Annotated in this window: 12 protein-coding genes and 2 riboswitches; of the genes, 10 read left to right on the top strand and 2 right to left on the bottom strand. The window is 67.9% G+C overall.

Annotated features, from left to right (window positions below; translation table 11 throughout):
- On the bottom strand, positions 1–1025 hold a 1025-nt coding region (locus E4L96_RS04820), incomplete at its 3' end, for a DUF1631 family protein (RefSeq protein WP_167758601.1).
- 208 nt (positions 1026–1233) lie between these two features.
- Between E4L96_RS04820 and E4L96_RS24650 the strand changes: the two genes are divergently transcribed.
- From E4L96_RS24650 to E4L96_RS04805, 3 genes are all read left to right on the top strand, one after another.
- Positions 1234–2469 (top strand): methyl-accepting chemotaxis protein, encoded by a 1236-nt coding sequence (locus E4L96_RS24650; RefSeq protein ID WP_135206091.1) that lies wholly within the window; start codon positions 1234–1236, stop codon positions 2467–2469.
- Positions 2470–2810: 341 nt separating this feature from the next.
- Positions 2811–3062 carry a hypothetical protein gene (locus E4L96_RS04810; protein WP_135206090.1) on the top strand — a complete coding sequence of 84 codons (252 nt, stop codon included), beginning with the start codon at positions 2811–2813 and terminating at the stop codon, positions 3060–3062.
- 179 nt (positions 3063–3241) lie between these two features.
- Complete coding sequence (locus E4L96_RS04805; protein ID WP_135206089.1) at positions 3242–3508, top strand: hypothetical protein; 267 nt, start codon at positions 3242–3244, stop codon at positions 3506–3508.
- A gap of 155 nt (positions 3509–3663) precedes the next feature.
- Here the strand turns inward: E4L96_RS04805 and E4L96_RS04800 are convergent, their stop codons facing one another.
- A complete protein-coding gene (locus E4L96_RS04800) occupies positions 3664–4224 on the bottom strand; it encodes an ATP-dependent Clp protease proteolytic subunit (protein WP_135206088.1) in 561 nt (186 codons plus the stop codon).
- 136 nt (positions 4225–4360) lie between these two features.
- Positions 4361–4469, top strand: a riboswitch (glycine riboswitch).
- 10 nt (positions 4470–4479) lie between these two features.
- Positions 4480–4579, top strand: a riboswitch (glycine riboswitch).
- A gap of 59 nt (positions 4580–4638) precedes the next feature.
- Between E4L96_RS04800 and gcvT the strand changes: the two genes are divergently transcribed.
- The 7 genes from gcvT (at position 4639) to E4L96_RS04765 (ending at position 14155) form a co-directional block, all read left to right on the top strand.
- Complete coding sequence (gene gcvT / locus E4L96_RS04795; protein WP_135206087.1) at positions 4639–5757, top strand: glycine cleavage system aminomethyltransferase GcvT; 1119 nt, start codon at positions 4639–4641, stop codon at positions 5755–5757.
- A gap of 46 nt (positions 5758–5803) precedes the next feature.
- Positions 5804–6181 carry a glycine cleavage system protein GcvH gene (gcvH, locus tag E4L96_RS04790; RefSeq protein ID WP_135206086.1) on the top strand — a complete coding sequence of 126 codons (378 nt, stop codon included), beginning with the start codon at positions 5804–5806 and terminating at the stop codon, positions 6179–6181.
- A gap of 103 nt (positions 6182–6284) precedes the next feature.
- On the top strand, positions 6285–9176 hold the full coding sequence (gene gcvP, locus E4L96_RS04785; protein WP_135206085.1) for an aminomethyl-transferring glycine dehydrogenase: 2892 nt from the start codon (positions 6285–6287) through the stop codon (positions 9174–9176).
- Positions 9177–9233: 57 nt separating this feature from the next.
- On the top strand, positions 9234–9563 hold the full coding sequence (locus E4L96_RS04780; RefSeq protein WP_135206084.1) for a DUF6677 family protein: 330 nt from the start codon (positions 9234–9236) through the stop codon (positions 9561–9563).
- A 123-nt stretch (positions 9564–9686) separates the two neighbouring features.
- The gene (locus E4L96_RS04775; protein WP_135206083.1) at positions 9687–11759 is read left to right on the top strand and encodes a TonB-dependent receptor plug domain-containing protein; all 2073 of its coding nucleotides are present in this window, start codon (positions 9687–9689) and stop codon (positions 11757–11759) included.
- Positions 11760–11762: 3 nt separating this feature from the next.
- Positions 11763–12290 carry a YfiR family protein gene (locus E4L96_RS04770; RefSeq protein ID WP_135206082.1) on the top strand — a complete coding sequence of 176 codons (528 nt, stop codon included), beginning with the start codon at positions 11763–11765 and terminating at the stop codon, positions 12288–12290.
- Positions 12287–14155, top strand: coding sequence for a putative bifunctional diguanylate cyclase/phosphodiesterase (locus E4L96_RS04765; RefSeq protein WP_135206081.1), 1869 nt, complete (start codon positions 12287–12289; stop codon positions 14153–14155). Before E4L96_RS04770 ends, E4L96_RS04765 begins: the two co-directional genes overlap by 4 nt.
- Positions 14156–14364: the final 209 nt, after the last annotated feature.

The raw sequence follows: 14364 nt of genomic DNA, 5'->3' as shown, positions 1-14364 counted from the left end.
CTAAACGGCTGACCGAGAGCAGACGGGGTTGCGGCGGTGGCCGATGCCAGACCACCAGCCGGGCCCGCGGCCGGCAGCGGCTGGGCGACGCTCTGGAAGGCGGCGCCAGCGGCACTGGGGCGCCAGCCGCCCTCGCCTTTTGGCAGGCTCGGCAGATCAGGAATCAGGGGAATGTCGAATTCGCCAGCGCCAGCCGCCACGGCACCGGCATCCGCGCCGGCAGGCGCCTTGGCACTGCCCGCATCGCCGAACAGCGCACGCAATTGCTGCGCCAGCGCTTCCTGGCTGCCGGCCTTGGCGGCTTTCTGCGCCGCCGCGTGCCGCGTCTTGCGGATCCTGAGCCCGTCCATGGAATCGGGCTGCTTGCCCTTGCGCTGCAGCGCGCCATTCAGCTCGGCATACATGGGGGCCAGGTCGAACAGCGTGTCCGGCTTCAGAACCGGCGCCAGCAGCGGATGCGATTCCGCGTCCGGCTCGAATTCCACCCACGCCTGATTGATGGCCGCCAACACCACTTCCGGCCGGAACGGATTCTGGCCCATGCGCAGGATGTCACGCTCCAGCATCAATCCCAGCCGCACATTGAGCGTGGCCAGCTCATCGGAATACTTGATGTCGAAGGGCCGCGCCAGGGAGCCGAACGCAATCTTGCTGTCCATCTCCTCATACGGCACCAGCGACAGGCTGGCCGCATTCGCCGCGACCTTCTTCTTGAGCGTGGGCGCGAGGACGTCGAGCTCCTTGCGGATCGCCAGCTCCAGCCCGGTCGACACCAGGTGGAAGAAAGCGTACGAGTTCGCCTTCAACACATTACCCGCCTTCATACGCTGGTGCACCGCGCGCGCCTCGATGCCGGGATCGGACACATCCTGCAGCGCCGTCACCAGCCGCGCCACGCAGTCCATGAAATGCTCATTGGCATGCTTCATGGCGATACCGACGAGCGCGTCCAGCAGTTCGCGCTGGGTGGGCGCGCCCTTCGGCGTTTTCCGTTCCGCCGTCGTGGTGTGGGTATCGGTGTCCATATGCATGGCTCGGTCTGGGTTTCCCCTATTCTGTCACATTATTTCCGTAAGGCAATAGCGTTCAGCTAAGAAACGTCGGTTTTTTGCGTATTTCACACACTCGCTTTTGTGCAACGGGGTGGTCGGCCTTGATGTTGCACAAAAGCGCGCCCTGAACTTTCCCTACCATGAGTCGGTCGCCTCGCCAAAAACTTGAGAAGGACCAACAATGAAACTCGCGCGCCCGCTGGACATTCCGACCAAAGTGTTTGTCGCATCTGCAATTATCTTCGCGCTCGGCACCATTCCGGCCTTCACCGGCATCGAGGGCTGGCTGATCCTGCTGCCGGCCGGCGGTGCGCTGGCGGCAACCATGGTGGCGATCTGGCTGGCCAGTGCCACCGGCCTGCCGATGCGCCAGGCGCTCGGCACCGCGCTGCGGCTGGCCGAAGGCGACCTGGCCGGCAGCGTGCCGGCCGCCACCGGCGAAGCGGGCGAACTGCTCGACGCCATGCAGCAGATGAACGACCGCTTCACCACCATGGTGGCCGACGTGCGCCAGGGGACCGCCTGCATCACCAACGGCGCCGCCGGGATCGCGAAGGCCAGCGGCAACCTGTCGGCCCGCACCTCGGAGCAGTCGGCCTCGCTCGAAACGACGGCCGCGTCCATGGACGAACTGACCGCCACCGTGCGCCAGAATGCGGACCACGCCCAGGCAGCCAGCCGCCTGGCCGGAGGCGCTTCCGCCGTGGCCGAGCGCGGCGGCAGCGTGGTGGCGGAGGTGGTCGCGACCATGGCCTCGATCAACGAATCGTCGGTGCGCATCGCCGAGATCATCAGCGTCATCGACGCGATCGCCTTCCAGACCAACCTGCTGGCCCTGAACGCCGCCGTGGAAGCAGCCCGCGCGGGCGAACAGGGCCGCGGCTTCGCCGTGGTGGCCGCGGAAGTGCGCAACCTGGCCCAGCGCACCGCCGGGGCCGCCCGCGAAATCAAGACCCTGATCGACGATTCGGTGGGCAAAGTCCAGTCCGGCACCGAGCTGGCCGACCGCGCGGGCACCACCATGCACGAGGTGGTCGCCAGCATCAAGCAGGTGGCCGGGATCATCGGCGAGATCGCCGCCGCCAGCGCCGAACAGAGCGTGGGCCTGGAGCAGGTCAACCAGGCGATCTCACACATGGACCAGACCACCCAGCGCAACGCCGTCCTGGTCCAGGAGGCCGCCGAGGCCGCAGCCGCCATGCAGGAACAGGCTGACAGTCTCGCCCGCGCCACCGCGGGCTTCCGGCTGGCGGACCGCGGCGACCCGCGCCCTGCCTTGACGCTGGTCACGACCCCGCTGCCGCCCGCCATGCCGGAACAGCACAACGTGGTGCCGCTGCGCCCCGCCCCGCGCCCGGCCCCGCTGGTCAAACGCCCCGCCACTGCGGGCGCGCCGCCGGACTGGGAAGAATTCTGAAGCGCGGGCGCCGCGCGGACGCCGGGTCCGTGCGGCCTGCCTCCATCACGATTCGCCCACACCAGAGCAGTTCGCGGCACGCCCCATGTCTCCGCACGCCGCACCCTCCCCCATCAGTGCCGCATCGTCCCCGCGTTAACCCACAAAAAGGTTTCAAACCCATGGCCTGCATTCCTACACTGGGTCACGGAGAAATCTGATTCCCGCTGCACTGTCACACTCGCATGATGGGCACATCGATAACGCAGCTGTGAAACATTTCCGTAACACTGGAACGGTTTCACAACTGGGTGTCGATGCGTGAAACCGACCAATGACATACCCATTGAAAGGAAACCATCATGGCCAAATCGTCTTCGTCCAACCGTTCGTCCAGTTCCGGCAACCGTCAGTCCGCTTCGGGTGGCACCCGTGGGGGTACGCCGGAGCAGCACGCTGAAGCCGGCCGCCAGAGCCACAAGAACGACGGCAACAAGCAGTCGGGCTCGAAAGGCAGCGCCGGCAGCGGCAGCGGCAGCGGCACCCGCGGCGGCACCCCGGAGCAGCACGCCGAGGCGGGCCGCCAAAGCCACAAGAACGACAAGAAGCGCTGATCCGGCGCCTGCCGTTCCAAGGCACTACTGAGCCAGAAAAAAGCCCGCCGTGGCCTGGGTCCGCGGCGGGCTTTGCTTTGCAGATTCATGCAGTGTAAGAAGTTCTTTCAATATCTGAAATTCATCCTACACTGACCCCGGGCCCGGATTTCGGCCACCACCCATCAGGAGGACTTGATATGAAATCGCGTAGGAAAGACCAGGAAGACATCCAGAAGCGTTCCACGATCCGTGGCTCCGGCCGCGACGCGCAAGGCATGCGCGAACCGGGCGCCGAGCCGGACGTCGAAGGTGCGGGCAGCCGCCAGTCGGGATCGATGGGTTCGATTTCGTCGGAGCGGAGCGCCATGCGCCAGGGCGGCCTGGATGTCAATGACGACACCTGGGAAGCGCTGGACGCGGAGATGGGATCGCACTCGGGGCGCAAGCTGCGCCGCGAACGCTGATAAGCAGTGAAATAAAGCAGAACAGGACACCGCTCCCGCGCCCGCGGGAGCCTTTCATGCACACCGCTCCCGCGCCTGCGGGGGCCAACCAGGCACCGCAGCCCGCGGCCGCCCTCTTCCCGGTCCCGGCGTGCGCCGCAGGCCGCGGCAAGCCCTCAGATATTCCGTACGCGCTGGCCCTTGGGCGGCGCGAAATCCTTGATCTCATCGACCATCCCCGCCACCTTCGCGTCGTGCGAATTGAGGTGCAGGTCGGCGTGCTGGTGGATGCGCCACTGCTCTTCAGTCAGCGTCACGTGCCCGCGCAGGATCTCCTCGGTGCGCGCATCGTCGGCCCGCAGGCCCTCGACGATGATGGACAGCGCATCCGGCCGCGAGCCCGGCGAGGCCGTGGCGTGCGACTTGTGCACCATGAAGCGCGCGGTCGAGCTGCAATAGCGGCGCCGCCCGGACAGGAACACGGTGCAGGCGATCGACGCCACCGCGCCGCCGTTATAGAAGACGAATTCGATCGGCAGGTTGTGCAGGTAGTTGTAGATGCACAGGCCATCGCTGACATAGCCGCCGTTGGACTGCAGCAGGACGTGCGCGACCTCAATGCCGTCCTCGGTCATCTCGGAGGCGGCTTCGAACACCCGGTGCACCATGTCGCTGTTCACGTCGCCCGACAGCGTGAACCAGGCCTCGGTCTCCTTGGTCTCTTTTTCTTCGCTCATGGTCGGCCCTCAGAATAGGATGAGTCCATTCTAGCAAAGACATTCCTGGCGAGCGCCGGTGCCCGATCCAATAGTGCGGGGCCAACCGGGCCGCCTCTCCCAGGTTGACAGGGAGGCACGCCTGGCATATCCTCCGCAGTCTTGATCGGGAGAGCCCTGCCCACCTTCGCCCCCCGGCGAACACCGCGCAGGCGCCGAAGGGGCAACACCCAAAAACTCTCAGGCAAAAGGACCGGTCAGGGGCCGACGATATTCGGCCCAAACTCTGGAGAGCGGCCGCGGCGCAGCCAGCGGCCCACCGAAGGGGCGTGCGGCCTGCCGCTATCTCTCAGGTACCAAGGACAGATGGGCGGCGGGGAGCGATCGCATGGCACTGTGCGCCCTCCCCTGAACCTATCGTGCTCCGAGGATTCCATGACGCTTCAAGCGACCCCGCTCAATTCCCTCCACCGCGCATCCGGCGCCCGCATGGTCGATTTCGGCGGCTGGGACATGCCCGTCAACTACGGCTCGCAGATCGAGGAGCACAACGCCGTGCGCTCGGACGCAGGCATGTTCGACGTCTCCCACATGTGCGTGATCGACCTGGAAGGCGCCAACGTGCGTTCCTTCCTGCGCGGCCTGCTGGCCAACAACGTCGACAAGCTGAAAGTCCCGGGCAAAGCCCTGTACTCCTGCATGCTGTCGCCGGACGGCTTCGTGATCGATGACCTGATCGTCTACTTCTTCCGCGAAGACTGGTTCCGCCTTGTGGTCAATGCCGGTACCGCCGAAAAGGACCTGGCCTGGATCCGCGCCCAGAACGAAGGCACCGGCAGCGACGTCACCATCACCCAGCGCCGCGACGGCAACGACCCGCTGGCGCTGGTCGCGGTGCAGGGCCCGAACGCCCGCGCCAAGGTGTGGGAAGTCATGCCCCAGACCCGCACCCCGTCGGAGGAGATGAAGCCCTTCAACGCGGTGTTCGTGGGCGGCACCCAGTTCGGCGAAGTGATGGTCGCCCGCACCGGCTACACCGGCGAAGACGGCTTCGAGATCGCCGTCGCGGCCACCGAAGCGCAAGCGCTGTGGAAGGCGCTGGCCGCCGCCGGCGTCAAGCCCGCGGGCCTGGGCGCGCGCGACACCCTGCGCCTGGAAGCGGGCATGAACCTGTATGGCCAGGACATGGATGAAACCGTGAACCCGCTCGACGCGGGCCTGGCCTGGACCATCGACCTCGTTTCCGAGCGCGATTTCATCGGCAAGGCCGCGCTGCAGCGCATGGGCCAGAACGCCCAGTTCGTGGGCCTGATCCTGCGCGAAAAAGGCGGCGTGCTGCGCGCGCACCAGAAAGTCATCGCGGCCTCCGGCAAGACCGGCGAAATTACCTCCGGCACCTTCAGCCCGTCCATGCAGCAGGCCATCGCGCTGGCGCGCCTGCCGCTGGATGTGCAGGTCGGCGATACCGTCCACGTCGAGATCCGCGACAAGCAGCTGGCCGCCTCGGTCGTCAAGCTGCCCTTCGTCCGCAACGGCAAGGTCCTTGCCTCGTAAGCGAATATACTTCCCGCACCAACCACCACCACACTGGAGCCCATACATGAACATCCCAGCCGACCTGAAATACACCGAGTCCCACGAGTGGGTGCGCCAGGAAGCTGACGGCACCCTGACCGTCGGCATCACCGAGTACGCGCAGGACGCGCTGGGCGACATCGTGTTCGTCGAGCTGCCGAAGGTCGGCAAGAGCTTCACCGCCGGCGACGACGCCGCCGTGGTGGAATCGGTGAAGGCCGCCTCCGACATCTACGCGCCGGTCTCCGGTGAAGTGGTGGCCGTGAACGACGCCACCGCCGCCGCGCCGGATTCGATCAACGCCAACGCCTACGATGCCTGGCTGTTCAAGCTGCAGCCGTCCGACGCCGGCGCCGTCGACAAGCTGCTCGACGCCGCCGCCTACGGCAAGATCACCGGCTAAGCAGCACTGACCCTTCCGGCCCGCGCAACGCAGTGCAGCACGAGCGCTGCGCGGGCCACCGCAGTTCCCGCCGTCCCCAACACGTCCGCCAAAAGTCCCGCCCATGACCCGCACCAGCATCTCCCAACTCGAAGCCCGCGATTCCTTCATTCCGCGCCACATTGGCCCTTCCGCCGCCGAACAGCAGGCGATGCTCGACACCCTCGGCTACGCCTCGCGCGCCGCGCTGATCGACGCCATCGTCCCGGCCGGCATCCGCAAGAAGAGCAAGCTGGAACTCGGCCAATTCTACGACCCGATGCCGGAAGAAGCGGCCCTGGCCAAGCTGAAAGGCATCGCCTCGAAGAACAAGGTGCTCAAGTCCTTCATCGGCCAGGGTTACTACGGTACCCACACGCCCAAGGTCATCCTGCGCAACATCTTCGAGAACCCGGCCTGGTACACCGCGTACACGCCGTACCAGCCGGAGATCTCGCAGGGCCGTCTGGAAGCGATCCTCAACTTCCAGCAGGTGCTGACTGACCTCACCGGCATGGGCATCGCCAACTCGTCGATGCTGGACGAAGGCACCGCCGCGGCGGAAGCGATGACGCTGATCCAGCGCGTCGGCAAGTCCGCCTCCAACGTGTTCTACGTGGCCGACGACGTGCTGCCGCAAACGCGTGAAGTGATCGAGACGCGCGCCAAGCCGCTGGACATCGAAGTGCGCACCATCAAGGCCGAGGATGTGGGCTCGCTGAATGAGTCCTGCTTCGGCGTGCTGCTGCAGTATCCGGGCGTGAACGGCGAGGTGCGCGACTACCGCGCCGCCGTGGAAAGGCTGCATGCCGCCGGCGCGATGGTCGTGGTGGCCGCGGACCTGCTGGCCCTGACCTTGCTGACGCCTCCGGGCGAATGGGGTGCCGACGTGGTGGTCGGTAACTCGCAGCGCTTCGGTGTGCCGCTCGGCTTCGGCGGCCCGCACGCGGGCTACCTGGCGACCAGGGACGAATACAAGCGCTCCATGCCGGGCCGCCTGGTCGGCGTGACCGTGGACTCGCAGGGCAACCAGGCCTACCGCCTGGCGCTGCAGACGCGCGAGCAGCACATCCGCCGCGAGAAGGCCACCTCTAACATCTGCACCGCGCAGGTGCTGCTGGCGGTGATGGCGTCCATGTACGCCGTCTACCATGGCCCGGAAGGCCTGAAGCGCATCGCCGAGCGCGTGCACCGCTACACCGCGGTGCTGGCGACCAACCTGGAGCAGCTGGGCTACACGCTGGCCAACCAGACCTTCTTCGACACCATCACGGTGGTGACCGACCGCGCCGCGCAGCTGCACGCCGCCGCCGTCGCCAAGGGCTACAACCTGCGCCACATCGACGCGGGCCAGGTCGGCATCTCGCTCGACGAGACCACCACCCGTGAAGACCTGGCCGCGCTGTGGTCCGTGTTCGCGGAAGGCAGCGGCAAGTCCGCGCCGGACTTCGACGCCATCGAAGCCGCCGTCGAGACGGAGTTCCCGAAGGCCCTGTGCCGCACCAGCGCCTACCTGACCCACCCGACCTTCCACCGCTACCACGCCGAGCACGAGATGCTGCGCTACCTGCGCGCGCTGGCGGACAAGGACCTGGCGCTGGACCGCACCATGATCCCGCTGGGCTCCTGCACCATGAAGCTCAACGCCACGTCCGAAATGATCCCGGTGACCTGGCCCGAGTTCTCCAGCATCCACCCGCTGGTGCCGGGCGACCAGTCGGTCGGCTACCGCGAGATGATCGACCAGCTGGAACAGATGCTGTGCGCCGTCACCGGCTACGCGGCCGTGTCGCTGCAGCCGAACGCCGGTTCGCAGGGCGAGTACGCGGGCCTGCTGGTGATCCAGAAGTACCACCAGGCGCGCGGTGAAGGCCACCGCAACATCTGCCTGATCCCCTCGTCCGCGCACGGCACCAACCCGGCCTCGGCCAGCATGGTCGGCATGAAGGTGGTGGTCACGGCCTGCGACGAGAACGGCAACGTGGACCTGGGCGACCTGCGCGCCAAGGCCGAGCAGTATTCGAATGACCTGGCCTGCGTGATGGTGACCTACCCGTCCACCCACGGCGTGTTCGAGGAAGGCATCCAGGAACTGTGCGAGATCGTGCACAGCCACGGCGGCCAGGTGTACATCGACGGCGCCAACATGAACGCGCTGGTCGGCGTGGCCGCACCGGGCTCGTTCGGCGGCGACGTCTCGCACCTCAACCTGCACAAGACCTTCTGCATCCCGCACGGCGGCGGCGGCCCGGGCGTGGGCCCGATCGGCGTCGGCGCCCACTTGGCGCAGTTCCTGCCGAACCAGCGCTCCACCGGCTATGAGCGCAGCGCGACCGGCATCGGCGCGGTGTCCGCGGCGGCCTACGGCTCGGCCTCGATCCTGCCGATTTCCTGGATGTACATCGCCATGATGGGCGGCCAGGGCCTGACCGAAGCCACCGAGACCGCGATCCTCAACGCCAACTACATCGCGCGCCGCCTGGCGCCGCACTACCCGGTGCTGTACACGGGCCACGACGGCCTGGTGGCGCACGAGTGCATCCTGGACCTGCGCCCGCTGACCGATGAAACGGGCATCAGCAACGAGGACGTGGCCAAGCGCCTGATGGACTTCGGCTTCCACGCGCCGACCATGAGCTTCCCGGTCCCGGGCACCTTGATGATCGAGCCGACCGAATCGGAATCCAAGGCGGAGCTGGACCGCTTCATCGAGGCGATGATCACCATCCACGCCGAGATCGAGAAGGTCAAGCGCGGCGAGTACGACAAGATGGACAACCCGCTCAAGGGCGCCCCGCACACCGCGGAAGTGGTGACCGCCGACGACTGGAAGCACACCTACTCGCGCGAAGTGGCGGCCTTCCCGGTCGCATCGCTGCGCAAGAAGAAGTACTGGCCGCCGGTGGGCCGCGCGGACAACGTCTACGGTGACCGCAACCTGTTCTGCGGCTGCGCGCCGATCGAAGACTACGAGTAAGCACGGCGCGGCACTGGGTACTCGGACGGGGGCGCGGTTCATGGTAGATTCACGGCCATGAACCGCGCCCTCGCTGCTTCCCTCCTGAATGCCTTCGTCTTTCCCGGCGCAGGCCACATCTACCTCAAGCGCGCCAGCCGCGGGCTGCTGTTCCTGGCGCCGTCGCTGGTGGCCCTGTTCGTGCTGATGCAGCGCGTGCTGGACACCGCGAGCGGCATCGCCGACCGCCTTGCCGACGGCCGCATCCCGCTGGATCCCACCGCCATCGCCACCGAGATCTCGCGCCAGGGCACCTTGCATGGGGGCGCCACCGATGTCCTCAGCGCGGTGCTGATCGTCTGCTGGATCGGCAGCATCCTCGATGGCTACTTCTTAGCCCGCCGGTAATACTTGTTGTCTGTACGCCACTTTAAAGCGGAATCTTCTGGGCAGGATTTCGCGCGAGTGTCACAATCTTTCACATAGAAAACACAAGTGGCGGAGCAGTCCCTTGCCGAGCCGCGCCGGTCCATGCCCCCGACTCACCAGACCAGCCCGCGGGCGCTCCGCCTGCGGGCACTCAGCTTCAGCCTCGCTCTCCTGGGCGGCACGGCGCAGGCCGCCGACGATCCGCCCCGTGACCTGACCGCCCTCCCGTTCGAAAGCCTGGTGGGGCTGGAGGTGTACAGCGCCTCACGCTTCGCCCAGCGCGCCAGCGACGCCCCGTCCACCGTGATCGTGATCGGCGCCAGCGAGATCCGGGCCTATGGCTGGCGCACCCTGGCCGACGTGGCGCGCAGCGTGCGCGGATTGAACGTCAACTACGACCGCAACTACAGCTACCTGGGCGAACGCGGATTCCTGCGGCCCGGCGACTACAACACGCGCTTCCTGCTGCAGATCGATGGCATGCGCGTCAACGATGTGGTGTACGACCAGGCCCCCATCGGCGGCGAGTTCCCGCTCGATCTGGAACTCATCGAACGGATCGAGTTCGTGCCGGGGCCGGGTTCGTCCGTGTATGGCTCGAACGCCTTCTTCGGCATCATCAACGTGGTGACGCGGCGCCCGGGCGTGGTGGCGGGCACGCAGGCCGCGCTGGCGGCGGGCCAGGCGGGGTACCGGCGGGCCCAGGCCAGCACTGGCTGGGATGACGCCGGCGGCGGCCGCTGGCTGCTGTCCGCATCCACCACCCGCAGCACCGGGCGCGACCTGTACTTCCCCGAGTTCGATACGCCGGACCAGAACCATGGCGTGGCGCAGGGGCTGGACCACGAGTCGGTCAAGCACCTCTACGCGAGCGCCACCTACGGCGGGCTGCACCTGACGGCTTTGGCTGCCGAACGCATCAAGGGCATCCCGACGGCAGCCTGGGAGCAGCCGTTCAACGATGGCCGCACCCGCACCCGCGACGCGCAGGTCCAGCTGGACCTGACCTGGAACACGGCCGTGGCCACCGGCGTGCGGCTGGACCTGCACGCCTTCGCCGCCCGCGCCACCTCGAACGCCAGCTACGTCTACGACAGCAGCGCGACCCTGAACCACGATTCCACCGTGAGCCAGTGGGCGGGCCTGGAACTGAAAGCCATCGTGCGGCGCTACCCCGGCCACAAGCTGGTCACGGGCGTGGACCTGCAGCGCGACGCGCGCATGCTGCAGCAGAACTACGACACCGATCCGCAAGCTCTCTACCTGGACGACCGCCGGCAGGGCAGCCGCGCCGGCGTGTACCTGCAGGACGAATGGACCCTGCGCCCCGGTCTCCTGCTGAACGCAGGCCTGCGCCATGACCGCCACAGCGGCGCCAGCGGCGTCACCAGTCCGCGCGTCGCGCTGATCGCGCAGCCGTCCGAGGCCACCACCGTGAAGCTCATCTCCGGGACCGCCTACCGCGCGCCCAACAGCTACGAGAAGTACTACCAATACATCGGCGAGGGCGGCCAGCTGGCCAATCCGGCGCTGGGCCGGGAGCGCATCCGCTCGCACGAGCTGGCGCTGGTCCATGAGTTCGGCGACGCCGCGCGCCTGACCGCCACCGTCTTCCGCAATCGCGTCGATGGCCTGATCACCCAGCTGATCGATCCGCAGGAAGGCCTGCCGCGCTTCTTCAATGTGGGCAGCGCCTCGGTGCGCGGCGTGGGGCTCGAGTACGAGCATCACTTCGGCAGCGGCGCCAGCCTGCGCGCGAGCGCCAGCCGGTTCGACGCCAGCGACGAGATCCAGTGGCCGGCGCCAGCGCGCCAGGGCTCCCGGACCCCGGCGATGCGGGTGTTGCCCGGCACGCAGGCCGATGCCTCGCAGGTCAACTCGCCCAGCACGCTCGCCAAGTTCAACGCCCAGCTGCCCGCATGGCGGGACTGGCGCGCGGGTCTGGAAGCCCAGTACGTCGGACCGCGCCGCGCGCTCGCCGGTGTGGCCGGGGGCTTCACGGTGATCAATCTCAATCTGGTGTCGGCCAGCCTGGGGCACGGCACCGAGGTGGCGCTGACCGCGACCAATCTGCTGGACCGGCGCTATGCCGACCCGGCCTCGTTCGAGCACCGGCAGTCCGCCATCCCGCAGGATGGCCGCACGCTGTCGGTCCGCATGGCGCACAGTTTCTGACCGATGCGCCTGCCCCTGTCCTTCGCCATCCTGGTACTGGTCCTGGCCACCGTTCCCGTACCACGGCCGGCGCTGGCCGATCCGGTGCCGGAGCCGGACATGAAGGCCGCCTTCATATTCAACTTCGCCGTGTTCACAGAGTGGCCCGCCGAAACGCTGCCAGCGAATGCGCCGCTGACCGTATGCGCCCGGGCTAAGGCGGCGCTCTACCCCGTGCTGGCGCAGCTGGCGGACAAGGTGGTCAACGGCCACAAGGTGAGCATCAAGCCGACGCCCGCCACATTGCGCGACTGCCACCTGCTGTATCTCGACGCGGGGGACCGCGAACGCTGGGCGCAGCTCAAGCGCGACCTGGCTGGGAGCGCGGTGCTGACGGTCAGCGACGACCGCGGCATCGGCAGCGATGGCGCCGTGATCTTCCTGGAGATGGAGAACCAGCGGCTGGCCTTCGACATCGTCCTGGGTGCGGCGCGCACGGCCCGCCTGAACCTCAGCTCCAAGCTGCTGCGCCTTGCGAGGACGGTGCAATGAACACGCCCCGCGTCCTGGGCCGCCGGCTCACCCTCGTCAACATGATCACGGCCGGCGCCGCGCTGCTGGTGGCCAGCCTGGCCCTGATCGGATACCAGTACGTCTCGCTGCGCGGGGCACTGGTGGACGACCTGCGCACGCAAGCCCGCATCATCGGCAGCAACAGTAGCGCGGCCCTGATGTTCGGCGACAGCCGCGCGGGCGAAGAAACCCTGCAGGCCCTCGTGTACGCGCGCAGTGTCACCGGCGCGGCCATCTTCGGCAGCGGCATGCGGCCGCTGGCCAGCTACCGCACGGGCGGTGTGGCGCCGCCCGCTCCCGGCGCGGAGCTGCTGGCGCACGGCCACAGCTTCAGCTGGCAGCAGCTGGACGTGGTGGAACCGGTGCAGGTGAACGGGCAGCCCATCGGCTACGTGGCGATCCGTGCCTCGCTGGACGGCCTGTATACGCGCTTGGCCACCTACGCCGGCTTGACGCTCGGGGTGGCGCTGTGCTCCCTGGCGCTGGCCTGGCTGCTGGTGGCCTCGATGCGCGGAGCGGTGCGGCGCGCGGAAGCGCACCTGCACTTCCTGGCCCATGTCGATCCGGTCACGGGCCTGCCGAACCGGAATGAATTCAATGAGCGCCTGGCATTCGAGATGGCGCGGGCGCGCCGCCACCAGGCCAGCGTCGGCCTGCTGCTGCTGGACCTCGACAACTTCAAGGTGGTCAACGACACGCTGGGGCACGATCGCGGCGACCTGCTGCTGCAGCGGGTGGCGGCGCGCCTGCAGCAGGCCTTGCGTGCCACCGACATCATCTGCCGCCTGGGCGGCGACGAGTTCGTGGTCATCGTCGAGCAGGGCGCGGGCGATCCGGAAGTGGAACAGGTGGCGGCCAGGATCCTGCTTGCCCTGCAGGCGCCGTTCGACCTGGAAGGACAGCAGCACTACGTGACGGCCAGCGTCGGCGTGAGCCAGTATCCGCGCGACGCCGACGATGCGCGCAGCCTGGTGCGCACGGCGGACACCGCGATGTACCACGCCAAGAACCGCGGCAAGAACGACTTCCAGGTGTTCCATTCCGACATGGCGGCGCGCGCGCACAAGCGCATGCGCATGGAGGCCGAGCTGCGCCGCGCCCTGCAGGCGGGCGAGCTGCACCTGCACTACCAGCCGCAGGTGGACGTCGCCACGCGCCGGATCGTCGGCCTGGAGGCGCTGGCGCGCTGGGACTGCCCCGGGCTGGGCGCGGTGCCGCCGTCCGAGTTCATTCCCCTGGCGGAGGAATCGGGCATGATCGTGCCGCTCGGCCGCTGGGTGCTGGAGGCGGCCTGCCGCCAGGCCGCCGCGTGGCGCGCTGCGGGCCTGCTCGCGGGCGTCGACCACATCGCCGTGAACCTGTCGGCCCGCCAGACCAAGGACGAAGGGCTGATGGACGAGATCCGGCGCGTGCTCGCCGCCACCGGGCTCCCGCCACAGCTGCTGGAACTGGAGATCACCGAGGGCGTGCTGATGGAGAACGTGCACGCCAACATCGCGCTGCTGCACCAGATCCAGCAGGCCGGCATCCATCTGTCGATCGACGATTTCGGCACCGGCTATTCGTCCCTCTCCTACCTCAAGCGCTTCCCCATCGACCAGCTGAAGATCGACCGCAGCTTCGTCCAGGACTGCGAGGGCCAGGGTGGCGCCATCGCGCTGGCGGTGATCGCGCTGGCGCGTTCGCTCGGCCTGCGCGTGGTGGCGGAGGGCGCCGAAACGGCCGCGCAGGTGGAGTTCGTGGCCCGTGCGGGCTGCGCGGTGGTGCAGGGTTTCTATTTTGCGCGCCCGCTGCCCGCCGGCGAGATCACGCTCCTGCTCCAGCGCGGCCGCATCGGCGACTGAGGCCGTCCGCAGCCGCTGCTGGGTCGGGCGCAGGCGCTGCGCTACACTAGCGGGATGAGCCAGCCCCCCCGTTTGCATCCGTACCGCCGCCTCGGCTGGCTGCTCGCGGCGTCGCTGCTGCTGCATGGGCTGGTGCTGGAAGGGATGGTGCGCCTGGTGCGGCACCCGCCGCCCGCGCGCGTGCCGGCATTGGCCGTGCGGCTGGTTGC

Source organism: Zemynaea arenosa (genome assembly GCF_004614185.1).
Classification (GTDB): domain Bacteria; phylum Pseudomonadota; class Gammaproteobacteria; order Burkholderiales; family Burkholderiaceae_D; genus Telluria; species Telluria arenosa.
The sequence above is the reverse complement of the archived record's forward strand: the minus strand, read 5'-3'. Positions and strand labels throughout refer to the sequence as shown.

Coding starts and splice junctions, on each gene's coding strand:
- E4L96_RS24650 (WP_135206091.1), top strand. CDS start 1,234: ATGAAACTCGCGCGCCCGCTGGACATTCCGACCAAAGTGTTTGTCGCA.
- E4L96_RS04810 (WP_135206090.1), top strand. CDS start 2,811: ATGGCCAAATCGTCTTCGTCCAACCGTTCGTCCAGTTCCGGCAACCGT.
- E4L96_RS04805 (WP_135206089.1), top strand. CDS start 3,242: ATGAAATCGCGTAGGAAAGACCAGGAAGACATCCAGAAGCGTTCCACG.
- E4L96_RS04800 (WP_135206088.1), bottom strand. CDS start 4,224: ATGAGCGAAGAAAAAGAGACCAAGGAGACCGAGGCCTGGTTCACGCTG.
- gcvT (WP_135206087.1), top strand. CDS start 4,639: ATGACGCTTCAAGCGACCCCGCTCAATTCCCTCCACCGCGCATCCGGC.
- gcvH (WP_135206086.1), top strand. CDS start 5,804: ATGAACATCCCAGCCGACCTGAAATACACCGAGTCCCACGAGTGGGTG.
- gcvP (WP_135206085.1), top strand. CDS start 6,285: ATGACCCGCACCAGCATCTCCCAACTCGAAGCCCGCGATTCCTTCATT.
- E4L96_RS04780 (WP_135206084.1), top strand. CDS start 9,234: ATGAACCGCGCCCTCGCTGCTTCCCTCCTGAATGCCTTCGTCTTTCCC.
- E4L96_RS04775 (WP_135206083.1), top strand. CDS start 9,687: ATGCCCCCGACTCACCAGACCAGCCCGCGGGCGCTCCGCCTGCGGGCA.
- E4L96_RS04770 (WP_135206082.1), top strand. CDS start 11,763: ATGCGCCTGCCCCTGTCCTTCGCCATCCTGGTACTGGTCCTGGCCACC.
- E4L96_RS04765 (WP_135206081.1), top strand. CDS start 12,287: ATGAACACGCCCCGCGTCCTGGGCCGCCGGCTCACCCTCGTCAACATG.